The 24,724-nt window shown below is 70.5% G+C and carries 22 protein-coding genes; 12 read left to right on the plus strand and 10 right to left on the minus strand.

The window, feature by feature from the left end; translation table 11 throughout:
• The first annotated feature begins 48 nt into the window (after nucleotides 1–48).
• The 5 genes from ACZ6Z4_RS31105 (at nucleotide 49) to cobM (ending at nucleotide 5,018) form a co-directional block, all read left to right on the plus strand.
• Entirely contained in the window at nucleotides 49–957 is a 909-nt protein-coding gene (locus tag ACZ6Z4_RS31105) for an ABC transporter ATP-binding protein (RefSeq protein WP_465572306.1), read from the plus strand.
• On the plus strand, nucleotides 954–2,546 hold the full coding sequence (locus ACZ6Z4_RS31110) for an ABC transporter permease (RefSeq protein ID WP_465572312.1): 1,593 nt from the start codon (nucleotides 954–956) through the stop codon (nucleotides 2,544–2,546). The genes ACZ6Z4_RS31105 and ACZ6Z4_RS31110 overlap by 4 nt, the downstream gene beginning before the upstream one ends.
• Nucleotides 2,547–2,699: 153 nt before the next feature.
• Entirely contained in the window at nucleotides 2,700–3,101 is a 402-nt protein-coding gene (locus tag ACZ6Z4_RS31115; RefSeq protein WP_465572315.1) for a TIGR03618 family F420-dependent PPOX class oxidoreductase, read from the plus strand.
• Nucleotides 3,094–4,281 carry a precorrin-6y C5,15-methyltransferase (decarboxylating) subunit CbiE gene (gene cbiE, locus ACZ6Z4_RS31120; protein WP_465572318.1) on the plus strand — a complete coding sequence of 396 codons (1,188 nt, stop codon included), beginning with the start codon at nucleotides 3,094–3,096 and terminating at the stop codon, nucleotides 4,279–4,281. The genes ACZ6Z4_RS31115 and cbiE overlap by 8 nt, the downstream gene beginning before the upstream one ends.
• Nucleotides 4,278–5,018: a precorrin-4 C(11)-methyltransferase gene (cobM, locus tag ACZ6Z4_RS31125; RefSeq protein WP_465572322.1), complete on the plus strand. Its 741-nt coding sequence runs from the start codon at nucleotides 4,278–4,280 to the stop codon at nucleotides 5,016–5,018. The genes cbiE and cobM overlap by 4 nt, the downstream gene beginning before the upstream one ends.
• Here the strand turns inward: cobM and ACZ6Z4_RS31130 are convergent, their stop codons facing one another.
• The gene (locus ACZ6Z4_RS31130; RefSeq protein ID WP_465572328.1) at nucleotides 5,019–5,675 is read right to left on the minus strand and encodes a type 1 periplasmic-binding domain-containing protein; all 657 of its coding nucleotides are present in this window, start codon (nucleotides 5,673–5,675) and stop codon (nucleotides 5,019–5,021) included. It abuts the gene before it with no gap.
• Nucleotides 5,676–5,827: 152 nt separating this feature from the next.
• Here ACZ6Z4_RS31130 and ACZ6Z4_RS31135 point away from each other — a divergent pair, with 152 nt between their 5' ends.
• The 6 genes from ACZ6Z4_RS31135 (at nucleotide 5,828) to ACZ6Z4_RS31160 (ending at nucleotide 12,964) form a co-directional block, all read left to right on the plus strand.
• Nucleotides 5,828–7,027 carry a HupE/UreJ family protein gene (locus tag ACZ6Z4_RS31135; protein ID WP_465572331.1) on the plus strand — a complete coding sequence of 400 codons (1,200 nt, stop codon included), beginning with the start codon at nucleotides 5,828–5,830 and terminating at the stop codon, nucleotides 7,025–7,027.
• 111 nt (nucleotides 7,028–7,138) lie between these two features.
• Nucleotides 7,139–8,683 (plus strand): purple acid phosphatase family protein, encoded by a 1,545-nt coding sequence (locus ACZ6Z4_RS31140; RefSeq protein WP_465572334.1) that lies wholly within the window; start codon nucleotides 7,139–7,141, stop codon nucleotides 8,681–8,683.
• A gap of 72 nt (nucleotides 8,684–8,755) precedes the next feature.
• Nucleotides 8,756–9,664, plus strand: coding sequence for a COG1361 family protein (locus ACZ6Z4_RS31145; protein ID WP_465572338.1), 909 nt, complete (start codon nucleotides 8,756–8,758; stop codon nucleotides 9,662–9,664).
• A gap of 7 nt (nucleotides 9,665–9,671) precedes the next feature.
• The gene (locus tag ACZ6Z4_RS31150; protein WP_465572341.1) at nucleotides 9,672–10,409 is read left to right on the plus strand and encodes a cobalt-precorrin-6A reductase; all 738 of its coding nucleotides are present in this window, start codon (nucleotides 9,672–9,674) and stop codon (nucleotides 10,407–10,409) included.
• 13 nt (nucleotides 10,410–10,422) lie between these two features.
• Complete coding sequence (gene rpe / locus ACZ6Z4_RS31155) at nucleotides 10,423–11,082, plus strand: ribulose-phosphate 3-epimerase (protein ID WP_465572344.1); 660 nt, start codon at nucleotides 10,423–10,425, stop codon at nucleotides 11,080–11,082.
• Nucleotides 11,083–12,145: 1,063 nt separating this feature from the next.
• The gene (locus tag ACZ6Z4_RS31160; RefSeq protein ID WP_465572347.1) at nucleotides 12,146–12,964 is read left to right on the plus strand and encodes an HAD-IIA family hydrolase; all 819 of its coding nucleotides are present in this window, start codon (nucleotides 12,146–12,148) and stop codon (nucleotides 12,962–12,964) included.
• Here ACZ6Z4_RS31160 and ACZ6Z4_RS31165 read toward each other — a convergent pair.
• From ACZ6Z4_RS31165 to ACZ6Z4_RS31180, 4 genes are all read right to left on the minus strand, one after another.
• Nucleotides 12,961–13,704 carry an amino acid ABC transporter ATP-binding protein gene (locus tag ACZ6Z4_RS31165; protein WP_465572350.1) on the minus strand — a complete coding sequence of 248 codons (744 nt, stop codon included), beginning with the start codon at nucleotides 13,702–13,704 and terminating at the stop codon, nucleotides 12,961–12,963. The genes ACZ6Z4_RS31160 and ACZ6Z4_RS31165 overlap by 4 nt on opposite strands.
• Nucleotides 13,688–14,437 (minus strand): amino acid ABC transporter permease, encoded by a 750-nt coding sequence (locus ACZ6Z4_RS31170; protein WP_465572353.1) that lies wholly within the window; start codon nucleotides 14,435–14,437, stop codon nucleotides 13,688–13,690. The genes ACZ6Z4_RS31165 and ACZ6Z4_RS31170 overlap by 17 nt, the downstream gene beginning before the upstream one ends.
• Nucleotides 14,437–15,297, minus strand: a complete 861-nt coding sequence (locus ACZ6Z4_RS31175; protein ID WP_465572358.1) for a substrate-binding periplasmic protein — start codon at nucleotides 15,295–15,297, stop codon at nucleotides 14,437–14,439. Before ACZ6Z4_RS31175 ends, ACZ6Z4_RS31170 begins: the two co-directional genes overlap by 1 nt.
• 137 nt (nucleotides 15,298–15,434) lie before the next feature.
• Entirely contained in the window at nucleotides 15,435–15,986 is a 552-nt protein-coding gene (locus tag ACZ6Z4_RS31180) for a helix-turn-helix domain-containing protein (RefSeq protein WP_465572362.1), read from the minus strand.
• A gap of 145 nt (nucleotides 15,987–16,131) precedes the next feature.
• On the opposite strand from ACZ6Z4_RS31180, the gene ACZ6Z4_RS31185 reads away from it, so the two are divergent.
• On the plus strand, nucleotides 16,132–18,063 hold the full coding sequence (locus ACZ6Z4_RS31185; protein WP_465572365.1) for a vWA domain-containing protein: 1,932 nt from the start codon (nucleotides 16,132–16,134) through the stop codon (nucleotides 18,061–18,063).
• On the opposite strand, the gene ACZ6Z4_RS31190 is transcribed toward ACZ6Z4_RS31185, so the two are convergent.
• The 5 genes from ACZ6Z4_RS31190 to ACZ6Z4_RS31210 form a co-directional block, all read right to left on the minus strand.
• On the minus strand, nucleotides 18,064–19,287 hold the full coding sequence (locus tag ACZ6Z4_RS31190) for an RNA polymerase sigma factor (protein WP_465572368.1): 1,224 nt from the start codon (nucleotides 19,285–19,287) through the stop codon (nucleotides 18,064–18,066).
• The gene (locus ACZ6Z4_RS31195; RefSeq protein ID WP_465572371.1) at nucleotides 19,284–19,607 is read right to left on the minus strand and encodes a YciI family protein; all 324 of its coding nucleotides are present in this window, start codon (nucleotides 19,605–19,607) and stop codon (nucleotides 19,284–19,286) included. The genes ACZ6Z4_RS31190 and ACZ6Z4_RS31195 overlap by 4 nt, the downstream gene beginning before the upstream one ends.
• A gap of 88 nt (nucleotides 19,608–19,695) precedes the next feature.
• Entirely contained in the window at nucleotides 19,696–21,303 is a 1,608-nt protein-coding gene (locus ACZ6Z4_RS31200; RefSeq protein WP_465572374.1) for a serine/threonine-protein kinase, read from the minus strand.
• Between the two features lie 18 nt (nucleotides 21,304–21,321).
• Complete coding sequence (locus ACZ6Z4_RS31205; RefSeq protein ID WP_465572377.1) at nucleotides 21,322–22,905, minus strand: ABC-F family ATP-binding cassette domain-containing protein; 1,584 nt, start codon at nucleotides 22,903–22,905, stop codon at nucleotides 21,322–21,324.
• A 61-nt stretch (nucleotides 22,906–22,966) separates the two neighbouring features.
• Nucleotides 22,967–24,583: an ABC-F family ATP-binding cassette domain-containing protein gene (locus ACZ6Z4_RS31210; protein WP_465572380.1), complete on the minus strand. Its 1,617-nt coding sequence runs from the start codon at nucleotides 24,581–24,583 to the stop codon at nucleotides 22,967–22,969.
• Nucleotides 24,584–24,724 lie beyond the last annotated feature (141 nt).

A 24,724-nucleotide genomic window follows, 5' to 3' on the forward strand; every position in this document is an offset into this window, starting at 1 on the left:
ACGTTAGGAACATTCACAAATTTCTGAATGAAGTGTAGCGTCTGAACCATGACTTCAGCCATCACGGTCTCCGGACTGCACAAGTCGTACGGCGTGACGCACGCCCTCGACGGTCTCGACCTCGACGTCGCGACCGGTGAGGTGCACGGATTCCTCGGCCCGAACGGCGCGGGGAAGTCCACCACGATCCGCGTTCTGCTCGGACTGCTGCGCGGGGACTCCGGCGACGTGTCGCTGCTCGGTGGCGACCCCTGGCGCGACGCGGCGGCCCTGCACCGGCGGCTGGCCTACGTGCCGGGCGACGTGAACCTGTGGCCGAACCTGACCGGCGGCGAGGTGATCGACCTGCTCGGCCGGCTGCGTGGGGGACTCGACCCGAAGAAGCGCGACGAGCTGCTGCGCCGCTTCGACCTCGACCCGACCAAGAAGGGCGGCACGTACTCCAAGGGCAACCGGCAGAAGGTCGCGCTGGTCGCCGCGCTCGCCTCCGACGTCGAGCTGTTGATCCTGGACGAGCCGACCTCGGGCCTGGACCCGCTGATGGAGGAGGTGTTCCGCCAGTGCATCGAGGAGGAGCGCCACCGGGACCGGACCGTGCTGCTGTCCAGTCACATCCTGTCCGAGGTCGAGGCGCTCTGCGACCGGATCAGCATCATCCGCAAGGGCAAGGTGGTCGAGACCGGCACCCTGGCCGACCTGCGGCACCTGACCCGGACCTCGATCCAGGCCGAGCTGTCGGCCTCCCCGAACGGCATCGCTTCGTTGCCCGGGGTCCACAATCTCGATGTCGAGGGCAACCGGGTCCGTTGCGAGGTCGACACCGCGCAGCTCGACGGCCTGATGAAGCAGCTCGCCGCGAGCGGGATCAAGAGCCTGGTCGCGCAGCCGCCGACGCTGGAGGAGCTGTTCCTGCGCCACTACGAGGACGAGACTCCGGAGCTGGTGGACGCGCGATGAACGACTTCGTCGGTACGTCGACCCTGGTGCGGCTCGCGTTACGCCGCGACCGGGTCCTGATCCCCTTGTGGGTGGTCGTTTTCGCGGTCACCGCGGCCGGTTCGGCGGCGGCGTCGATCGAGGTGTTCCCCGACGTACAGTCCCGGGTGGACGCCGCGAACACGACCAACGCCTCGCCCGCGCTGCTCTCGCTGTACGGCCGGATCTTCGACCCGACCTCGCTGGGCGAGGTGTCGCTGTTCAAGCTGATCAACTTCGGCGCCCTGCTGGTCGGGTTGCTCGCGGCGATCATCGTCAACCGGCACACCCGCGGCGAGGAGGAGACCGGCCGCCTCGAGCTGCTCAGCGCCGGCGTCCTCGGCCGGTACGCCGCCCTGACCGCCGCGCTGATCGTTGCCTCCGGCACCGTCATCGCGCTCGGCCTGGTCAGCGCGCTCGGGCTGATCGGCGCCGGCCTCCCGGCGGTGGGTTCGTTCGCCTTCGGGTTGACCTGGATCGCGGCCGGCCTGGCGTTCGCCGGGGTGAGCGCCTTGGTCGTCCAGCTCACCGAGAACGCCCGGACCGCGACCGGCCTGACGGCCGTCGTACTGGGGATCGCGTACGTACTGCGCGCGATCGGCGACTCGTCGGCCGGCGCCGAGTGGGTGTCCTGGCTGTCGCCGATCGGCTGGACCCAGCAGATCCGCCCGTACGCCGGCGACCGGTTCGTCGTCGCGCTGCTGCCGATCGCGCTCACCGCCGTACTGGTGGCCGCTGCCATCGCCCTCCTGCGTCGCCGCGACATCGGCGCCGGGCTGGTCCGCCCGCGTCCCGGCCCGCCGGTCGCCGCCCGCTCGCTGCGCTCGCCGCTCGCTCTGGCCTGGCGCCTGCAGCGCGGAGCGCTCTACGGCTGGTCGGCCGCGTTCCTGCTGCTCGGCCTGATCGTCGGCAACATCGCCAGCAACGTCGACGGTTTCGTCACCAGCGACAGCGCCAAGGACCTGGTCCAGAAACTCGGCGGCGTCGACGGCATCACCGACGCCTTCCTCGCCACCGAAACCGGGATGCTCGGCCTCCTCGCCAGCGCCTTCGGCATCCAGGCCGCCCTCCGGCTCCGCTCCGAGGAAACCAGCCTCCGCGCCGAACCCCTCCTCGCCACCGGCATCACCCGCACCCGCTGGCTCTCCAGCCACGTCCTCATCGCCCTCGCCGGCACCACCGCCCTGGCGGTCCTCGGCGGCATCGGCACCGGCATCTCCAGCGGCGCCGAACTCGGCAACATGAGCCACCAACTCCCACGCCTGCTAGCCGCCTCCCTCGTCCAACTCCCCGCCACCTGGCTCGTCACCGCCATCGTCGTCCTCCTCTTCGGAGCCCTACCCCGCCTGGTCACCGCCGCCTGGTTCCTCTACGGCGCCTTCCTCCTCGTCGGCGAGTTCGGCTCACTCTTCAACCTCCCCGAACCCGTCCAGAACCTCAGCCCCTACGCCCACACCCCCCGCCTCCCCGGCGGCGACTTCACCGCCACCCCGGTGATCTGGCTTCTGGCGATCACCGCCGCCCTCACCCTGGCCGGCTACGCAACCTTCCGGCGCCGCGACATCGGCTGACGGACGCGCACCACTCACCAACCTCCGCTGACGGGCCTGCTGCCGCGGACCCTGAGCGGCGCGACGCCGAGCCGGCGCCGGTTGGTGAGTGGTGGAGGTCCGCCGCGCAGCCCGCCCGCGGGTCCGCGCGGGCGGGCTGTCTACGATCGGCGGGTGGAATCGGTGCTGAGTGGGCGGTCGGTCGGGTTCGGGCAGTTCTGGACCGAGCGGCACCTGTGTGTGTTGAGCACGGTGCGCAAGGACGGGACGGTGCACTCGACGCCGGTGGGGGTGACTCTCGACCTCGAGGCCGGGATCGCGCGGGTGATCTGCAGCGGGGAGTCGCACAAGGCGCGGCTGATCCGGGCGGCGGGCGCCGAGGGCGCGGCGGTGTCGGTGACGCAGGTTGACGGCCGGACGTGGTCGTCGCTGGAGGGGCGCGCGGCGGTGAACGACGACCCGGCGGCGGTTGCCGATGCCGAGCGTCGGTACGCCGCGCGGTACAAGCAGCCGCGGGTGAATCCGCTGCGCGTCGTCGTCGAGATCGACGTGACGAAGGTGCTGGGGAATGCCTGACCTGACCGTTGTCGGGGTCGGCGCCGACGGGTGGGACGGGTTGTCACCGAGAGCGCGACAGGCGGTCGAAGCCGCCGAGGTGGTGATGGGGAGCGCGCGCCAGCTCGCGCTCGTGCCGGACGGCGCCGAGAAAGTCGCCTGGCCGTCGCCATTGTCGGAGTCGCTGCCGGGCCTGCTGGCGACGTACCAGGACAAGAAGATCTGCGTCCTGGCCAGCGGTGACCCGACCTTCCACGGCATCGGTACGACGCTCACCCGCCTGCTCGGGCCGGTGCACGTGATTCCGCACCCGTCGAGCGTCTCGCTCGCCTGCGCGCGGCTCGGCTGGCCGCAGGACCAGGTCGAGGTGATCAGCCTGGTCGGGCACCCGCTCGAGCTGGTCCACCCGCACGTTCAGCCGGGTCGGAGGCTAGTCGTCCTGAGCTGGGGCGCCCACACGCCGGCCGAGGTCGCGCAGTTGCTGACCGAGCGCGGGTACGGCGGCTCGCAGTTCACCGTCCTGGAGCAGCTCGGTGGCGCCGGCGAGACGGTCACGACCAGCGCCGCCCGCGACTGGCAAAACACGGTCGACGCGCTCAACGTCATCGGCATCGAGTGCCGCCCGGACCCCGACGCCAAACTCCTGTCGACGAGCCCCGGCCTGCCCGACGACGCGTACGAGAGCGACGGCCAGCTCACCAAGCGCGAGGTCCGCGCCGTCACGCTCTCCCGCCTCGCGCCGGTGCCCGGCCAGCTGCTCTGGGACGTCGGCGGCGGCGCGGGCAGCATCGCGATCGAGTGGGCCAGGCACCACCCGAGCTGCCGCGCGGTGGCGATCGAGCGCGACCCCGATCGCGCCAAGCGCCTCGACCGCAACGCGGCCGGCCTCGGCGTCGTCGTCCGGACCACAGTCGGCGCTGCTCCCCAAGCACTGCAGGATCTGGAGAGCCCCGACGCGATCTTCGTCGGCGGTGGCGGCACCAAGCCCGGCGTCGTCGAAACCTGCTGGGAAGCCCTCCGACCCGGCGGCCGCCTGGTGATGAACGGCGTCACCCTGGAGACCGAGTCCCTGATCGCCCGCTGGTACGCCGAGCTCGGCGGCGAGCTGGTCCGCCTGTCGGTCCAGCGCGCCTCGCCGGTCGGCGGGATGACCGGCTGGCGCCCGGCGATGCCTGTGACGATCTGGAGCGTGACCAAGTGACCGTGCACTTCATCGGCGCCGGCCCGGGCGCGGCCGACCTGATCACCGTCCGCGGCCGCGACCTGATCGCGAGCTCCCCGGTCTGCCTGTACGCCGGTGCGCTGGTCCCCGTCGAGCTGCTCGACCACTGCCCGCCCGGCGCCCGCAAGGTCGACACGGCCAACCTCGATCTCGACCAGATCCTCGCCGAGCTGGCCGCCGCGCACGAGCAGGGCCTCGAGGTCGCGCGCCTGCACTCCGGCGACCCGTCGGTGTTCTCCGCGATGGCCGAGCAGATGCGCCGGCTCGACGCGCTCGACATCCCGTACGACGTGACGCCCGGCGTCCCGGCGTACGCGGCGGCGGCCGCGACGCTCGGCCGCGAGCTGACCGTGCCCGAAATCGGTCAGACGGTGATCCTGACCCGTGTCGGCGGGCGGGCGTCGGCGATGCCGGCCGGCGAAGACCTGGCGACGCTTGGCGCGAGCCGCGCCACGATGGTGTTGCACCTGGCCGTCCAGCAGATCGAACGACTCGTCGAGGAGCTGACCCCGAACTACGGCGCCGACTGCCCGGTCGCGGTCGTCGCCCGCGCGAGCCGGCCCGACGAGCTGATCCTGCGCGGCACGCTCGCGGACATCGCCGCGCAGGTCAACGAGGCCGGCGTACGCCGTACCGCCGTCGTCATCGTCGGCGAGACCCTTGCCGCCAGCAACTTCCGCGACAGCCACCTGTATTCGACGACGCGTGACCGCTAGCTAGTCGATCCAGACCACGATGCCGGTCAGCCCGTGCAGCACACTGGCGATCCCGGCGCGGAGCGCGCGACCGGCCCGCTCGGGGGTGAACGTCGTCGCGTCGTACGTCGACGACATCCCGAGCCCCTCGCCGCGGAACGCGGCGCCGGTCCAGTCGGCCGCGGTCACGTTGTGTGTCGGCTCGGCCACCTCGGCGCCGAGCACCAGGAACTGCTGGTCGAGATGGTTCGCCGTGAACAGCGCCAGCGGGTCGATCAAGCTGTTGCCCGCGACAACGATCAGGTCGGCCTTCAGGGCCAGCGCCCGGTCCATCGCGTCGACGTGCTTGGCCGGGTCGTGGTCCTGGACGGTCTTCAGGCTGACCTTCTCGGCCGCGGCCCAGGAGGTCACCGCGTCGGTCAGGACCTTCGTCTGCGGGTCGTCGCCGGCGGTCAGCAGGACCACCCGGTAGCCCTCCGAGGGGTGTACGCCGTCCCAGGACCCGGGGCGCGGCGAGATCGTTGCCTCCGGCGTCGGTGTCGCCTGCGGGTCGACGAATCCGTTGCCCAGAGCACCGACCGGTGCGGGCGCCACCCGCGGCGCGGCCCAGTCGTCGTGCGTCCCGCAGGAGGTCAGAACCGCCGCCAGCACGATCGTCGCGGCAAGTCGCGAACGCAATGATCCTCCCCGAACAGACAGCACATCAAGGACTTTCTACCGCACGACCCAGCCCGATCGGGCCTCGGTCGTGAGGTGTTCGCCATCAGTTCATTTTTCAAGTGCACGGTGCGAACGACCAGAGAGAAGGCCTCATGTTCCTCCGTATCCCTGTGCGTTCCGTAGTCGGCACGCTCCTGCTCGCCGTCGCCGGACTCGCAGTCGCCGCCCCGATCGCCGCGGCGCACGGCTTCAGCTCCGTCGTGTACGTCGACGTCACCGCACCCGAGCGCGGTCACGTCCGTGCCGAGCTCGGCCTCGAGTACGACCTGCTGGTCGTCTCGGCCGCCGACGCCGACGCCGAGAAGGACGACGCGCTGTTCCGCGCGGGCACCGCCGCGTTCGACGCGCAGGACCCCGACGCGATGGCGGCCGCTCTGACCGCGCACACCCAGTCGGTCAACGCCTACGTGGGCAAGCGGTTCACCGTCGCCGCGGACGGCCAGGCCTGCACGCCGACGCAGGACGGTGACTACACGATGACCGAGCGCGACGGAGCGCCGTACACGGTGCTCGTGCTCGACTACGCGTGTCCTGAGCCGGCCGACGAGCACGAGATCCGCAGCGAGCTGTTCCCGGACAGCGAGACGTACGTCAAGGACACGAAGACGATCCTGACCTACGACCTCGACCTGAAGTCGGGCAGCGCCGCGCTGGACAAGGAGCACCGGTCGTTCTCGACCCACCAGTCGACGGCGGAGCGGTTCTGGGAGTTCTTCCGGCTCGGCGCCGAGCACCTGCTGACCGGGATCGACCACATCCTGTTCCTGCTCGCGCTGATCGCCGGATCGCGCCGGCTGCGCGAGGTCGTGCTGGCCGCGACGTCGTTCACCGTGGCGCACTCGGTCACCTTCGTGCTCGCCGCGCTCGGGCTGGTCAAGGTGCCGGCGTCGTTCGTGGAGCCGGTGATCGCGCTGTCGATCGCCGTCGTCGCGGGCTGGCATCTTTGGCGCCTCAGGCAACGAGGTCTGCACGCCGGTGAGCTGGAGTCGGTTCGCAACCGCCACTTCAGCCTGGACCGCGCGGGCTGGACCCGGCTCGGCGTGGTGTTCTGCTTCGGGCTCGTGCACGGCCTCGGCTTCGCGAGCGCGCTCGGCATCGACGCCGCGTGGTCGTGGCAGCTGCTGTGGTCGCTGCTGGTCTTCAACGTCGGTCTGGAGACCGTGCAGCTGACGATCATCGCGCTGGTCTTCCCGGTGCTCGCGCTGCTGCGGCGCAAGACGCCGATCACCGCACTCTGGGTGACCGGCGTGATCTCCGGCGGGGTCGCCGTGACCGGGTTGTTCTGGTTCGTGCAGCGGATCGCATTTTGATTGAACCCGAATATTTTGATGGTGAGGAAACGGTTGTTCACCGCCGGTCCACCCACCGCGAGGAAGTTGTCGTTGCAACTACTTCTCGTACCTGAAACGGACGGAACATCGATGAAGTTCAACCAGTGGAAGCAGGTCCGCCCCCGCGGAGCTGCTGGCCGCCGTCTGGCCCTGGCCGCGGTGGCGATGGTGGGGGTTTCCACAGTCTTCGCCGGCGGTCTGGCGACCGCGACGGCGGCCAAGAAGCCGGTCGACGGCGAGCCGGTCGTGGTCTCGCGCGTCGTGCTCGGCGTCGGCGCCAAGGAGAACCAGCGAGTGCTGAGCTGGTACGCGTCGACCAACGCGGGCACGCTCGTGCAGGTCGTCCCGGCCAACCAGCTGAAGAAGGGCGAGTTCCCGAAGAACCCGATCTCCTTCCCGGCGACCGTGTCGCCGAACACCGTCAACGGCGGCTACAACGCGCACGCGACGATCGACGGGCTGAAGCAGCGGGAGAAGTACGCGTACCGGATCGGCAACGCCGGCCACTGGTCGCCGACGTACACCTTCCAGACGCAGGACTTCAAGGGCGACTTCAGCTTCCTGTTCTTCGGCGACCCGCAGATCGGGTCGTCCGGTGACACCGCACTGGACGGTGCCGGCTGGGCCGACACCCTCAAGGTGGCGACCGCCGCCAACCCGAAGACCGAGCTGCTGGTCTCCGGCGGCGACCAGGTCGAGTCCGCGAACGTCGAGTCGCAGTGGGACGCCTTCCTCGGCTCCGACGTGCTGCGCAAGTACCCGTGGGCCGCGACCATCGGCAACCACGACGTCGGCGGCAAGGCCTACGAGCAGCACTTCTGGACGCCGAACACCGACCGCTCGACGCCGTACTACAACGGCGACGCTGCGACCCGCTCCGGCGGTGACTACTGGTACATGTACAAGGGCGTGCTGTTCATCGACCTGAACAGCAACGCGATCGCCAACGCCTCGGACGCCGCGCACATCGGCTACGTGACCCAGGTGATCAACAAGTACGGCGCCAAGGCCAAGTACACCGTGCTGGTCTACCACCACGCGATCTACTCGCCGGCCTCGCACGCCAACGACGGTGACAACCAGGTGCGTCGTCAGGACTTCCCGACCGCGTTCTCCAACCTGGGCGTCGACCTGGTGCTGTCCGGTCACGACCACAGCTACTCGCGCAGCTACCAGATCAAGAACGGCAAGAAGGCCGACAAGAAGGAGCTGCCGGGCCAGACCAAGGTCACCCAGGGCCCGGGCGGCGTGCTCTACGTGACGGCCAACTCGGCGTCGGGTTCGAAGTACTACGACCTGACCAAGCCCGACGTCACCAAGGACCCGAACTACGGTCCGGACCCGCTGAACCCGAACAGCCACTGGGCGAACTCGGTCGAGAACCAGGAGCACGTCCGGACCTACGTCCGGGTGCAGGTCACCGACGACAAGCTGGTCGTCGAGAACCTGCGCAGCGGCACCTGCGCCGCCCCGAACGCGGCCGTCGAGCGCGGCAACGTCGACTGGTGCGGCCCGAACAGCGGCGCCTCGCCGGCCCAGCCGGTCGGCTCGGTCGTCGACAAGGTTGCCGTCACCACCTACAAGGGTGGCAAGGGCAACAACAAGCTTGCCGCCGACACCAACTGGCTGCGCTGAGCAGCTGATCCGGGGGTGGGGCGAGCGGGGGCTCGCTCCACCCTTCTGTTCTCGATTCCAAGGACTGCACCGATGCGCTCGATCCGTTTCCTGGCCGCCGCCGTGATCGCTCTGGCCGGCCTGTCCGTCGTCCCCGCGTACGCCGCCGACGCGCCCTGGAGCGTGCAGCCGGCCGACAACGCGTTCGGCCCGGACCGGCTGAACTACACCTACACCGTCCAGCCGGGCGACAAGGTCGACGACGGGCTGCTGGTCGTCAACCGGGGCAAGGATCCGCTCGAGCTCGACGTGTACGCCGCCGACGGGTTCACCGCTGAGTCGGGTCAGCTGGATCTGCGGGCCAAGGGGGAGAAGGCGACGAGCGTGGGCGCCTGGGTGCGGGCAGGGGTGGGGCACCTGTCGATCGCGGCCGGGAAGTCGGCGTCAGTGCCGTTCACGATGACGGTTCCGGCGGATGCGGCGCCGGGGGATCACATCGGCGGGATCGTCACGTCGCTCGCGAGCGCCGGCGAGCAGCGGATGGGAGTGCGGATCCAGGTGCGGGTCGGTGGGGAGCTGAAGCCGCAGCTGAGCGTCAGCGACGTACGGGTGAAGCCTTCGCTCGTCGGGGGTGATGCGACCGTCAGCTACACCGTGCACAACACGGGGAACGCGACGGTGTCGGCGCGGCAGACGGCTTCGCTGGCCGGGCCGTTCGGGCAGCTGAAGGCCACGTCGGCCGATGTCGCCGACTCACCGGCGCTGCTGCCGGGGGACAAGTGGAACGCGACTGTTGCGGTCAAGGGGGTCGCAGCCGTCGTACCGCTGAGCGCGGACGTCACCGTCGTACCGCTGCTCACCGATGCCGCGGGGTCGACCTCGGAGCTCGCCGCTGTGGACGCCGGGGCGCATGCTCGGGTGCTGCCGGTGGTTTTGATCGTGGTGCTGCTCGTGCTGGTGATCGCCGGGCTGATCGTGCGGAAGCGGGTCGCCGCGAGATAGTTGGACCGTGAAGGTCCTGCTGCTCGGCGGTACCGGCGAAGCCCGCCGGCTCGCCGACCTCCTGGTTGCCCAGGACATCGAGGTGGTGTCGTCGCTCGCCGGGCGTACGGCGAACGCTCGACTGCCCGTTGGTGCCGTGCGGCAGGGCGGGTTCGGCGGGGTCGAGGGGCTGGTGCGCTGGCTCGAGGACGAGCGGGTGGATGCGGTGGTCGACGCGACGCATCCCTTCGCGGCGACGATGACTTCGCATGCCGCTGAAGCTGCTGCTCGCACCGGCATCCCGCTTCTGGTCCTGCGTCGGCCCGGCTGGGAATCCCCACCTGATGACTCCTCCAACAAGTGGTACTCGGTCGACTCAGCTGCGGCTGCTGCCGATCTCCTCCCGCAGGTCGGCTCCCGGGTCTTCCTCACCATCGGCCGCCAGGGCCTCGACGCCTTCGCCCGGACCAGCCTCTGGACACTCGCCCGCTGCGTCGACGCACCCGACCCCGCCCCCTCCTGGTGCACGCTTCTGCTGGCCCGCGGCCCGTTCGCGGTGGATGACGAACTGGCGCTCCTCCGCGAGCACCGCATCGACGTCCTCGTCACCAAGGACAGCGGCGGCGACATGACCGCCGCGAAACTCGCCGCCGCCGAGCAGCTCGGCGTACCGGTGATCGTGATCCACCGCCCGCCGCTGCCACCCGGTGTGGACACCGTCGAGACCCTGGACCAGGTCGTCGGCTGGCTGACGGCCCGTCGGTAGACTCCGAAGCCTTATGGGTATCCAGATCGCACCGAGCATCCTGTCCGCGGACTTCTCCAAGCTGGCCGACGAGGCCCGCGCGGTCTCGAACGCCGACTGGCTGCACGTCGACGTGATGGACAACCACTTCGTCCCCAACCTCACCCTCGGCCTCCCGGTCGTCGAGTCCCTGGCCAAGGCCGCCGCCCAGCCGCTCGACTGCCACCTGATGATCGAGGACCCCGACCGCTGGGCCCCCGGCTACGTCGAGGCCGGCGCCAGCAGCGTCACCTTCCACGCCGAAGCCTGCCGCGCCCCGATCCGCACCGCCCGCGAGATCCGCGCCAAGGGCGCCCGCGCCTCGATGGCCCTCAAGCCCGCCACCCCGATCGAGCCCTACGAGGACCTCCTCCCCGAGCTCGACATGATCCTGATCATGACCGTCGAACCCGGCTTCGGCGGCCAGAAGTTCCTCGACGTCTGCCTCCCCAAGATCCGCCGCACCCGAGCCCTGCTCGACAAACACGACCTCGATCTCTGGATCCAGATCGACGGCGGCGTCTCCACCGAAACCATCGAACGCTGCGCCGAGGCGGGCGCCGACGTCTTCGTCGCAGGCTCCGCGGTGTACGCGGCCGACGACCCGAACGCGATGGTCGAAAAGCTCCGCGGCCTGGCCGAAAACGCCGGCTGACCTCGCCGCAGCCAGACGCCTGCCGCAGAACCCACGAGCAGCTGGCCGCCGCGAGGCGCCTGCGGCACAACCCGCGAGCAGCTGGCCGCCGCGAGGCGCCTGCGGCACAACCCGCGAGCAGCTGGCCGCGGAAGGCCGGTGCACCCGCGGGTGCCGACGTGCAGCACTGACCAATCCGGCTGCTGAGGCGTCTGCGCGGGCGTGCTGAGCGTGAGTGGGTGATGCTTCGGCAGGTTGGTCAGTGGTGGGTGTCGGTCGGACATGGTGCCGGTGCCTGGTGATTGGCCGTGGGAGCGGATCCGCAGCACTCAGTAAGTGAGGAGCTCCGGCGTCGGGTGGGGTGGCCTGAGCGTGGGGCCGGCTGGTTGGGATGGTTGGTGAGTGGTGGGCGTTCGGGCTCCGCGGCCCGCAGGAGCCAAGGGCTCCGCCGGTAGGCACCTGCTGGAGCGAGTGCTGCGCCGCCCGCAGGCGCCAAGACAACGCCAGGTGGGCGCCCGCCGAAGTGCTCCGCGGCCTGCCGCTCTGCTATCTCTCGGCCGCCGCGGTGTCAGCCCGGACTGCCTTCCCGGCCGCATGGGCAGGCGGGGCCACCGGGCGGCCCCGGGCAGGCGACCCCGGCGGAGTGAGTGCTCCGCCGCCTCCTGCTTCCGCTTTCTCTCGGCCGCCGCGGTGGTCAGCCCCGGACTGCCTTCCCGGCCGCATGGGCAGGTGGGGACCACCGGGCGTCCGGTCCGGCGGATCGCCCCGGAGTGCGGCTTGGGGTGGGCCGTCGACGTGCAGCACTGATCAACCCCGGTGTTGAGGCGTCCCGCGGGGGGGTGCTGAGTGTGAACGGGTGATGCTTCGGGAGGTTGGACAGTGGTGGGTGTCGGTCGGAGATCGGGACGGTCAGTGGTGAGCGGCGCGAAGAGCGGATCTGCAGCACTCAGTAACCGAGGAGTTCAGGCATTGGGCTGAGTGGAATGAGCGTGGGGGACGGATCACGGCGCGGGTTGGTGAGTGGTGGGCGTTCGGGCTCACCGAGTGCTTGGCGAATGGACCGAGGTGGGTCTGCGAAGATCAGATGCGAGTCGACGGCGAGGAGATGGGCGTGAGCGAGCACAAGCCGGTGGAGAGTTGGCTGACCGACATGGACGGCGTGCTGGTGCATGAGGAGCGGGCGATTCCGGGGGCTTCGGAGTTCATCGCTACGTTGCAGTCGTCGGGGCGGAAGTTTCTGGTGCTGACCAACAACTCGATCTACACGCCGCGGGATCTGCGGGCGCGGCTGCTCGCGGGTGGGATCGACGTGCCGGAGCAGGCGATCTGGACGAGTGCGCTGGCGACGGCGCAGTTTCTCGACGACCAGCGGGCGGGCGGTACGGCGTACGTGATCGGGGAGGCGGGACTGACCACGGCGCTGCACGAGGTCGGGTACGTGCTGACCGATCGCGACCCGGACTACGTGGTGCTGGGGGAGACCCGGACGTACTCGTTCGAGGCGATCACGCGGGCGATCCGGTTGATCGCCGACGGCGCGCGGTTCCTGGCCACCAACCCGGACCCGACCGGGCCGTCGAAGGAAGGGCCGCTGCCCGCGACCGGGTCGGTGGCCGCGCTGATCACGCGGGCGACCGGGGTCGCGCCGTACTTCGTCGGCAAGCCGAACCCGCTGATGATGCGCTCGGCGCTGAACCGGATCGAGGCGCACTCGGAGACCTCGGTGATGATCGGCGACCGGATGGACACCGACATCATCAGCGGGCTCGAAGCCGGGCTGCGCAGCATTCTCGTGCTCACCGGCTCCACCGGCGAGCACGAGGTCGACCGCTTCCCCTACCGCCCGACCCGGATCGTCGAGTCGATCGCGGACGTCGTCCCGCTGATCACGGCGATGGCCTAGAGAACCTGCGACAGGAACTGCCGCAGCCGCGGCGACTCGGCTGCGCCGAACAGCTTCTCCGGCGCGCCCGACTCGACCACCACGCCCTGGTCCATGAACGCGACCTGATCGGCGACCTGCCGCGCGAACCCCATCTCGTGCGTCACGACCACCATCGTCATCCCGGCGCCCGCGAGGTCGGCCATCAGTCCGAGCACGCCCTTGACGAGCTCGGGGTCGAGCGCCGAGGTCGCCTCGTCGAACAGCATCACCTCGGGCTTCATCGCCAGCGCCCGCGCGATCGCGACCCGCTGCTGCTGACCGCCGGACAGGTTCCCGGGCCGCGCCGACGCCCTCTCCTTCAGCCCGACCAGCTCCAGCTGGACCAGCGCCGCCTCGGCGGCGCCCTCCTTGGTCAGCTTCTTGATCTTGCGCAGCGGCAGCGTGATGTTCTCCAGCACGGTCTTGTGCGGGAACAGGTTGAAGTGCTGGAACACCATCCCGATCCGGCGCCGCAGCTCGTCCGGGTCGCTCCGAAGCACGGACTCCCCACCGAGCTTGATGTCACCCGCGGCCGGCTCCAGCAGCCGGTTGGTGGCCCGCAGCAACGTCGACTTGCCCGACCCGGACGGCCCGATCACGCACGCGGTCGACCCGGCCGGTACGGCGAGGTCGACGCCGCGCAGCACCTTGTTGTTGCCAAAGGCAAGCTCGATCCCGGTCAGCTCCAGGCTGGCCGCGGACTCAGCGATGGTCGGCATGGACGAGCTCCTCGACCTCGAGATCGGCGGGACGGCCCTCGCGGAGCCGCTTGTCGAACCAGTTCACCAGGTGGGTCAGCGGGACCGTGATCACCAGGTAGAAGATCCCGGCCAGCAGCAGCGGCGACAGGTTCCCGTTCGTCGCCGCGGCGTCCTGCCCGATCCGGAACAGCTCGCGCTGGCTGGCCAGCAGCCCGAGGAAGTAGACGAGGCTGGACTCCTTGATCAGCGCGATGAACTGGTTCACCAGCGCCGGCAGCACCCGGCGTACGCCCTGCGGGATGATGACCAGCCGCATCCCGGTGCTGTAGCCGAAGCCGAGCGCCCGGGCCGCTTCGAGCTGGCCCTTCTCGACGCTCTGGATGCCGGAGCGGAAGATCTCACCGATGTACGCCGCCGCGATCAGCGACAGCGCGAGGATGCCGAGCGGGTACGGGTTCGGCCCCCACCAGTGCCGGGTGATCGGCGACAGGCCCTGGCCGATCAGCAGGATGGTCAGGATCGCCGGCAGGCCGCGGAAGATGTCGGTGTAGATCTTGGCCGGCCAGCGCAGCCAGAAGTGCCGGGACAACCCCATCACCGCCACGACCATGCCGAGCAGGGTGCCCAGCACGACCGAGGCGGCGGCGAGGATCAGCGTGTTGACCAGCCCGACCTTCAGCATCTCGGGCAGGACGGCCTTCATCGACTCCCAGTCGAGGAAGGTGTCGCCCAGGGTGGACCAGACGTCCATCAGCCGGCGGCGGCCTTCGGAGCGGTGAACTTCACCGTGCCGCTACCGGGCTTGAAGTTCGCCGGTACGGCGCGGCCCGGGTAGTACTGCTCGACCAGCTTGGTCCAGGTGCCGTCGGCAATCACCTCGTCGAGCGCCTTGTCGACCGCCGCGCGCAGCTTGTCGTTGCTCTTGGCCACCGCGAACGCCATCGGCGCGTCGCTGAGCTCCTTGGCGGCCAGGATCACCGTGCCGCCGCCCTGCTCGTTGGCCATCTTCTCGCCGATCTCGGCGGGCGAGACCCAGGCGTCCGCCGTACCGGCCTTGAGCTGGCCGAGCGCGGCGTTGTAGTTCGGGACCCGGACCGGGTCGAGGTTCTTGCCGGTCGCGTAGTCGTCCTGGACGGTGCCCTGGACGACGACCACGCGCTTGCCGGCCAGCTGGTCGAAGCTGGTGATGCCGGAGCTCTTGGTGGTGTTCAGGCCGAGGTAGCCGAAGTCGTAGCCGTTGCTGAACGCAACGGTCTTCTTGCGGGCCTCGGTGACCGTGATCGACGAGCTGCCGAGGTCGTACTGGCCGCCGTTGACCTGGGACAGCAGCGCCGAGAAGTCGGTGCCGACGAACTCGGGCTTCAGGTTCAGCTTGGCCGCGACCGCGGTGATCAGGTCGTTGTCGAACCCGGTGAACTTGCCGTCCTTGACGTAGACGTTCGGCGGCGCGTCGGTGAGTGTGCCGATCCGCAGCGTGCCCTGCTGGAGCAGGCCCAGGTCGGGGCCGGAGGCATCGGATTCGGCGTCGCTGCCGCAGGCCGCGAGCGCGACCGCCAGGGTGATGGCGGTACCGAGAGCGGCGAACTTGCGGAAGGCGCTGATGGCGCGCACGGGTGTCTCCTTGGGAACGAGTGAGCTGGAACGGTGGGGATGACCCACCGAACGACGCTAACGCCGCCCGCGAGGGCGGCATTCCGCCGTGACACCGGATGAGACGGGTCCGGAATGTCTACTCCGAGCGTGGTATATCAGCTCGTACGACGCTCGAAGTGTGCCACAGCGTCATCGGTTCGCCCCGTACCGTAGACCGTCAGCAGCTCGGCGAGCCCCGGCGATGCGACGCGGATCACCTCGGCGGCGCGCTGGATCTCGTCGGCCGAGGCCACCTCGCGGAACAGGTCCTGGATCTGGCGAACCACCGCCCGGGTCGTCAGCGGGCCGGCCGCGGTGCCGCTGACCACCCGCGAGACCGTTGCCCTCGGCGACGAACCGGTGAACGCGCCGGTGGTGTCGCGGACGGTGTCCAGCGCGGTCTCGATCTGGCTGTGGGTGAGCTGCTCGACGCCGGGCCGGGAGGCGAACTCCTCCAGGGTCTGCAGTCGGGCGACCACCGCCGGGTTGCCGATCTTCACCCGCTGCGCGCTCATCAGCTGCGACAGCATCGGCGCGGACAGGCCGATCACCTCGGCGACCTTGGCCTGGGTCAGCCGTAGGGTGCTGCCGATCCGGCGGATCAGGTCACCGAGCGGCTCGCCGTACAGCTCGGTCTGGAGCTGCCGGTTCTCGGCCGTCTGGTCCATCTGTGACCCCTTCTCGTGGTTGCTTGTGCGAAGCATCTTCGCAGTAGCGAACCGAAATGCCAAGTCGCAGGCTGCGGTTGACATTCGCGATAGCAAACTGCAAAGGTGGCTCCGGCCGCAGCACACCACCCCTGGAGGCAACCCGATGACCACCCGACTCCGCCGTCCCGCGGCGCTGGCGCTGCTCGGCGCCGTGCTGCTGAGCAGCTGGACGACGCTGCCGGCGCTCGCCGACCCGGAACCGGGCGACGGCAAGCTTGTGCTGGTGCTCGACTCGTCCGGCTCGATGAAGGAGCCGGCCGGCGACGGGCAGACCAAGATCACCGCCGCCCGGACGGCGCTGACCCGCGTGGTCGGCAAGCTGCCCGAGGAGGCCGCGGTCGGTCTGCGCGTGTACGGCGCGACGGTGTTCAAGCGCAGCCAGCCCGGCGCCTGCACCGACACCCAGCTGACCGTCCCGATCGGGACCGGCAACCGGCCTGCCCTGCGGACCGCGATCGCGAAGTACACGCCGTACGGCGAGACGCCGATCGGCTACGCGCTGCAGGAGGCGGCCAAGGATCTCGGGGCCGAGGGCAAGCGAACCATCGTGCTGGTCTCCGACGGCGAGGCGACCTGCGCGCCGGAGCCGTGCGCGGTCGCCCGCGCGATCGCCAAGCAGGGCATCGACCTGAAGATCGACGTGGTCGGGTTCCGGGTCACCGGCAAGGCCCGCAGCGACCTGCAGTGCGTCGCCCGCGAGGGCCGCGGCGACTACTACGACGCCGACTCGACGACCGACCTCGAGGCGGGCCTCGACCGGCTGTCCACCCGCGCGTTCCGCCCGTTCCGCATCTCCGGTACGCCGGTGCAGGGCGCGCCGCAGCAGGAGGGCGCGCCGGTGCTCACCCCGGGCCTGTACTCCGACACCTTCGGCACCGACCAGACCGCCAAGCACTACCTGATCAAGCGGACGATGACCGGGTCGACGCTGCGCGCCGGGGTCAGCTTCCGGCGCCCGAGCGGCGGCAGCCTGGTGATCCAGGCCGCGACCAAGCTCCGGACGATCGAGGGCGACGACTGCGGCTGGAGCTACCCGCGGGCCTTCGAGGGCGACCAGGGGCTGGCGACCGGGACAGCGTCCAGCTGGCCGAAGTACGCCCATCAGAAGCCGTGCGCCAGCGCGGAGCAGCTCGTCCTGACTGTTGACCCCGGCAAGGACTTCCGGGAGCTCAAGGGCGTGCCGTACGAGCTGCGCGTCGACGAGGAGCCGCCGGTCGCCGAGACGACCGCGCTGCCGGCCGAGGCCGACGACCCGACCTGGGCCTCGATGCCGGGCAGTGCGCCGCGCGACATCGTGCCGGGGTCCAGCTTTCCGGACGCGCCGCTGCTCGAGGCCGGGAGCTACAAGACGACGGTGATGCCGGGTGAGCTGCAGATCTACAAGATCAAGGCGGACTGGGGCCAGCGGATCCAGGCGCAGGTGACGGTGCCGCAGCTTGCCGGGGCGACCGGTGAGGCGGTCAACGGGATCCGGTACCTCGACACGGTGCTGATCTCGCCGACCGGTGAGGACGTGTACGCGGTGTTCGCGAAGAACATGCCGGGAGGGTCCGGGAAGCGCGGTGTGCTGACCAAGCGGGGTGTGGTGCAGGCGATCACCACCAAGGAGATCCGGTACCTGAACCGGGACGGTGCGAACAACCAGGACACGGGGACGTCGACTCCGGGGGAGTACTACCTGGCGGTCTCGCTGACGCGCAAGGCGAAGGATCAGGCCTTCGCGATTCCGATGACGGTCACGGTCGGGCTCGTCGGGACCGCGGGGACGGGGAAGCCTGAGTACACCGACGGCGCGACGCCGGTTGCCGGGGACTCGGTGACGCCTTCCCCGACTCCTTCGGCCGCTGAGAAGACCGAGGCCGGTGGGCTGGTGCCGCCTTCCTCGCCTTCGTCGCCGGATGACGACGGTACGCCGTACGGGCTGATCGGTGGGCTCGGCGGCGGAGCGCTGGTGCTGGTGGCGGTGGGGATCTGGGCGATCGTCCGGCTGCGCAAGCCGGCTGCGCCGCCGCAGTACCCGCCGTACGGGCGCTGATTAGCCGAGCTGGTCGCGGCGGCGGGTGAGGTAGGCGGTCTCGGCGGTGTTGCCCGCGAGGTCGATGGCCTGGGTGTAGGCCTCGCGGGCCTCGCCGCTGCGGCCCAGCCGGCGGAGCAGATCCGCGCGGGTGGCGTGGAAGGCGTGGTAGCTGCCGAGCTTGCCGCCGAGACCGTCGACGATCGCCAGCGCCACGTCCGGGCCGTCCAGCTCACCGATCGCGATCGCACGGTTGAGGGCAACGATCGGGGTCGGGTCGATTCGCATCAGTTGGTTGTACAGGGCAACGATCTGGGACCAGTCGGTGTCCCGGACGTCCGGGGCCGAGGTGTGCACGGCGTTGATCGCGGCAAGGATCTGGTACCGGCCCGGCGGCAGACCGGTGGCCAGCCGCTCGCGGACCAGATGGTGGCCTTCGGCAATCAGATCGCCGTTCCAGGAGCCGCGATCCTGTTCGACGAGAGTGACCAGCTCGCCGGACCCGGAGACGCGGGCGGTCCGGCGGGCCTCGGTCAGCAGCATCAGCGCCAGCAGCCCGGCGACCTCGCCGTCGTCGGGCATCAGGGCGCGGATCAGCCGGGTGAGGCGAATCGCCTCGGCGGTCAGATCCTGGCGGACGGGGTCAGAGTCGGCGGCGGTCGCGAGGTAACCCTCGTTGAAGACCAAAAACAGTACGGCGAGAACGCCGGAGACGCGGCCGGGCAGATCCTCCGCGGCCGGGACGCGGTACGGGATGCGGGCCGCCTTGATCTTGCTCTTCGCGCGAGTGATCCGCTGCCCGACCGCCGACTCCTGCGCCAGGAACGCACGAGCGATCTCCGGGACCGTGAGCCCACCGACCATCCGCAGCGTCAGCGCGACCCGCGCCTCCATCGCGAGCGCCGGATGGCAGCAGGTGAAGATCAGCCGCAGCCGCGGATCGTCGATCGCGCCGAGAGGCTCGGGCGGTACGTCGTACGACATCTGAGCCTCCTTCTGCTTGTCGGCCCGCTTCGTCTCCCGGCGGAGGCGATCGATCGCGCGCCGGTTCGCGGTCGTGGTGAGCCAGGCGCCCGGGTTCGGCGGTACGCCGTCCGCGGGCCACTTCTCGACGGCGACCGCGAAAGCCTCCGCCGTCGCCTCCTCGGCGACATCGAGATCCCCGAACCGCCGAGTCAGCGCAGCGACAACCCGAGCCCACTCCTCGCGGTGGACCTCGGTGATCGCCTGAGCTGCGTCGGTCACAGGAACGGCCGAACCTCCACCCGCCGGTTACAGGCCAGCGACCCCTCAGCCGCCAGCTTCAGCGCCGCGTCCAGGTCGGGCGCCTCGAACACCCAGAACCCCGCGAGAAACTCCTTCGACTCGATGAACGGCCCGTCGGTGAACAAGCTCACGCCGTCCCGGTTGTCGATGACCGTCGCCGCCTCGGGGGCCGCGAGGCCGCCGGCGAAGACCCAGTTCCCGTCGTCTTGTACCCGTTTGTTGAAAGCGGTGATGGCCGCCATCTCGTCGTCGGTGCCGTCGTTCGCCTTGTCATGAATCACGGAGACCAAGTACTGCACGGCGTTCCCTCCTCCAGGCACCGTCTCTTTGGCGCCACTCACCAGTACAACGAACAGCTCCACTCCGATCCGACACGATGCCACAGCTTCAGTGCAGCAGCACCCAAACAGCAGCCGCGAGCAGCCCGAGCGCGCCTACGAGACTCGCGACGGCAACCCACACGAGGACCCGCCGAGAGGAGCGCTGTACGCCGGGAGCCGCCTGCTGTGAAGCCGAGCCGAACGCCCCATGCGTGCCCGAGCGCCGGGCATCGCCCGAGCCCTGGGCGTCACTCGCGCGCGCCGCAGTCGACGCCAAGCCCGGCCCCGCCTCCGCCCAGACCGGGTCGCTCGCCGGGGCCGGCACGTGAGCCGGGCGCGCCGGGCCTGACGCCTGCGCCGCGGGATGGCGCTGGCCCGGCGGGGCTGCGCTCTCCGCGGCGCGTCCGACCGGCGGGCGGACCTCGGCCGCGCGGTCTGCGCTCGACGCCGTGGGGTGGGCTTGGTCCGGCAGGGTCGCGCTCGACGCCGGCGCTGTGGACGATGGGCGCGCCGGGCCTGACGCCTGCACCGCCGGGCGGGCGTCGCTCGGGTGGGATCCAGGCGCCGAGCCCGACGCCGCCTGTGCTGGCGGCGCGGCGCTCGCCGGGGCAGACGAGGGCGGCCCGGGCGAGGCGTCAGGTGGGTGCGACACGTGCGCGGTGTGCGACGGGTGGATGGGGCCCAGCGCCTGCGCCGCGGGGTGGGGCTCGCCCGGGGAAGGCGCTGATGCCGGCGGCTGTGTTGGGTCTGTCCGCTGGGTTGCGGGTGTGGGGTTGGCTTCGGCTGTGGTGTCTGGTGGCGCCGTGGGGGTGGTGCCGGGGGTGGCGAGCGGGCGCACGGGGCCCGTGGGGGTCCACGGGTGGGGGAGCGGGGGGAGTTGGTTGAAGACCTCGGGTGGGTCGGGGGTGGTGGTCCACGGGGTCGCGCCTGGTGGGGGGAGGGCGCCTGAGGCGGCTAGTAGGCGCGCGGCTTCGGTGGCGGTGGTGGGGCGGGCGTCCGGGGACTCGGCGGTGAGGCGGGTGATGAGTTCGGCTAGGGGGCCGGGTGGGGTGGGGATGGGTGGGCGGAGGCCGGTGAGGAGTTCGGTGGCTACGGCGCCGACGGTGTAGAGGTCTTGGCGGGGGTCGGGGTCGGCGCCTTGGAGTTGTTCGGGTGGGAGGTAGCCGGGGGTGCCGAGGATGGTGCTGTGGCGGGTCATTCGGGGTTCGTCGACGAGGCCGGCGATGCCGAAGTCGGAGATGCGGAGGTGGGGGAGGCCGGTGCCGGTGGCTTCCAGGAGCAGGTTGGCGGGTTTGAGGTCGCGGTGGACGACGCCGGCGGCGTGGATCGCGGAGAGGCCGTGCAGGAGCTGGTCGAGCAGGACGGCGACGTACGGCGTCGGGAGCGGGCCGTGGTCGCCCAGGAGGGTTGCGAGGGAGCCGCCGGCGACCAGGTCCATGGCGAAGACGACCTTGTCGTCTTCGGCGGCCCAGCCGTGCGGGGCGACCACGTGGGGGTGCTGGATGCGGAGGGATTGTTCGCGGACGAAGCGCAGCAGCATGCCGGCGTCGTGTTGCCCCAGGACCTTCGCGGCGACGTACTGGTGTTTGCGGAGGTCCCAGGCGCGCCAGACCGAGCCCATGCCGCCGGTGCCGATCAGGTCGATCAGCTGGTACCGCCCTGCTACCGGGTCCACCGGGGAGAAACTACCTGGCTAGGCGTTCAGGTGGAGGGTGCGGGACGGCCAGTGGGTGCGGAGGTGGCGGTCGTGGGTGGCGACGACGACGGTGCGGAGGGTGGAGGTGAGCGCCTGCTCGAGCTCGTCGGCGAGGGTGGGGGAGAGGTGGTTGGTGGGTTCGTCGAGGAGGAGCAGGTCGGGCGGGTCGGCGATGACGAGCGCCAGGGCCAGGCGGCGGCGTTGGCCTACGGAGAGGGTGCCTACGGGTTGGCTGCGTTGGTACGGCGTGAGGAGGCCCAGGGAGCTGAGCGGGATCTGCTCGGCCCGCTCGTTGCCTAGGGCAAGGGTGTAGAGGTGGTCGGGGGTGGCGTCGGGGAAGGTGGTGTCCTGGGTTAGGAGGGCGATGGTGAGCTCGGGATCGCTGGGGACGGCGCCCGGGAGGTGACCGGCGAGGGCGGCGAGCAGGGTGGACTTGCCGGCGCCGTTGGGGCCGGTGACGAGGAGATGGTCGCCGGGGAGGAGGTCGAGCTGGTCGAGGTGGAGGCGGCCGGGAATGTGGAGGTTGCGGAGGGAGAACAGGGGATCGTCAGAAGAAGTCGGGGATTTTGGTTCGGTTGGGCGGAAGTGCAACGGCTCGGGTGGGGGCGGGATCTGCTCGCGGGTGAGGATGGTGAGGCGCCGCGTGGCGGCGCGGGTACGCCGAGCGATCTGGTTCTGGACTCGACCGGTGGTGTGGCCCTGGCCCATCTTCTCGTTGTCGCGCGGGAGGCGACCGGGCGCGATCTGGTGGGCGGTGACCGCGGCCGCCTCGCGGACGGCCGCCAGCTCGGCCTGCTCCTCCACGTACTGATGGCGCCAGCGGGTGAGCGCTGCTCGACGAGCCGACTGGTACGCCGTGTAGTTCCCGCCGAACCGGGTCGGTCCGTCGAGCGCGGGATCCAGATCGAGCAGGTCGGTGCAGACGGCGTCGAGCAGGGCGCGGTCGTGGGTGGCGACCAGGACGACGCCGGGGAGCGCGCGGAGTTGCGTTTCGAGGAAGGCGATCGCGGTGTCGTCGAGGTGGTTGGTCGGCTCGTCCAGCAGCAACGCGCTGGGGCGGCGGATCAGGAGTGCGGCGAGCGCGAGCCGGGCGCGCTGGCCGCCGGAGAGGGTGTCGAGGCGCCGCGTGCGCGCGACGTCGCCGAGGCCGAGGCCTGCGACGACGAGGTCGGCGCGGCGGTCGGCGTCCCAGGCGTCGTGGGCCTCGGCGTACGCCAGTTGCTCGCCGTACGCCGCCAGCAGCTCGGGCGAATCAGGCAGCGCCTCGGCCAGCCGGTCGAGCTCGGCGAGGGCCGCGTGCGCGTCGGCCAGCGCTTCGTCGAGGACGTCGGTGAGCGTGGCAGCGGGGTCGAACGGGAGCTCCTGGGAGAGGTAGCCGAGATCAGGTGGACGCGTGACGCGCCCGCGATCGGGCGCGTCGGCGCCGGCGAGGATGCGCAGCAGGGTGGACTTGCCGGCGCCGTTCTCGCCGATGAGTCCGATCCGCTGACCGGGGGACGCGGTGAGGGAGACACCGTCGAGCACCCGGCGCGCACCGAGCACCCGGACGATGTCTTCGGCAACAAGTGCAGAAAAGGGCATGGGGCAACCATCCGAAGAGCTCCCCTCCCACACTGAGCGCGGGAGGGGAGGGGGCGAGAGGTCAGGCCGACACCGGCGGCGCTGACTCCAGCAGCTGGCCGCCGGTCAGCGTCAGGTGCCGCGTGATCCCCAGTTCCGACAGGAAGCGCTCGTCGTGGCTGACGACCACGAAGGCGCCTTCATAGGCGTTCAGCGCCGACTCCAGCTGCTCCACGCTGACCAGGTCGAGGTTGTTCGTCGGCTCGTCCAGCAGCAGCAGCTGCGGCGCGGGCTCGGCGTACAGCACGCACGCGAGCGTCGCGCGGAGCCGCTCACCCCCGGACAGCACACCCGCCGGCAGATGGATCCGCTGCCCGCGGAACAAGAACCGGGCCAGCAGGTTCATCCGCTGCGCCTCCGGCATCGTCGGCGCGAAGTGGGCCAGGTTCTCCGCGACCGTCCGGTCGAGATCGAGCAGATCCAGACGCTGCGACAGGTAAGCGATCCGCCCGTCAGCACGCTTGACCGAACCGCCGGCCAGCGAGCCCTCGATCCATCGCAGCAGCGTCGACTTCCCGGTCCCGTTCGGCGCCGACAGCGCGATCCGCTCCGGCCCACGGATGTTCAGCGAAACCCCGTCACCAGAGAACAGATCGCGAACGAGCAGACCAGACCCCTCGAAAACAGTCCGCCCGGCAGGCACCGCCGTCCCCGGCAGCTCCAGCGCGAGTCTCGGCTCGTCCCGGCGCGCCCGGCCGGCCTCGTCGAGCTTCGCCTTCGCGTCGCTCAGCCGGTTGGCGTGCGTCGCGTTGGCCTTGGCCGCCGACACCTCCGCCGACCGCTTCATGTTCCCGGCGAAGATCCGCGCCAGCCCGGCGTCCTTCAACCCCTTCTGCGCGTTGCTCGCCCGCCGCTGCGCGCGCTCGCGCGCCTGCTGCATCTCGCGTTTCTCGCGCTTCAGGTCCTGCTCCGCCGACCGGATGTTCTTCTCCGCGACCTCCTGCTCGGCCGCGATCGCCTCCTCGTACGCCGTGAAGTTCCCGCCGTACGAGCGCAGCTCACCGCCTTCCAGCGCGGCGATCCGATCCATCCGGTCGAGCAGCGCGCGGTCATGGCTGACCAGCAGAAGGCAGCCGTTCCAGTTCTCCAGTACGCCGTACAGCTTGCGCCGGGCATCGAGATCGAGGTTGTTGGTCGGCTCGTCAAGCAGCAGGACATCAGGCTGCTTCAGCAGTTGCGCCGCGAGCCCGAGTGAGATCACCTGTCCGCCGGAGAACGTGTTCAGCCGCCGGTCGAGGTCGGCGTCCAGACCAAGCCGCTCGAGCTGCGCGCGGGTGCGTTCCTCGATGTCCCAGTCGTTGCCGACGGCATCGAAATGCTTCGGGTCGACGTCACCGGACTCGATCGCGTTCAGCGCGGCGACGACCGGCGCCACCCCGAGCACCTCGGCGACGGTCAGGTCGCCGACCAGCGGCAGCGACTGCGGCAGGTACCCGAGGACGCCGTCGACGGAGATGCTGCCGCCGGTCGGCGTCAGCTCCCCGGCGATCAGCTTGAGCAGGGTCGACTTGCCGGCGCCGTTCGGCGCGACCAGGCCGGTCCGGCCGGGGCCGACCGCGAAGGACAGGTCGGCGAAGACAGGGGTGTCGTCGGGCCAGGCGAACGACAGCGACGAGCAGACGATGGATGTGTCGGACATGCGGGAGACCTCGCGAAACAGTGAGTACGCCGCCCCGCAGGGCGAGCGGAATGGTCAGGAAACGCCGATCAGGCCACGGCAACGGCGTACGGAACGCCGGCTCGATGGCCTGTCACCTCGGGACTCACCCCGAGATGTCGT

It is taken from the genome of Kribbella sp. NPDC104740, from assembly GCF_055583505.1.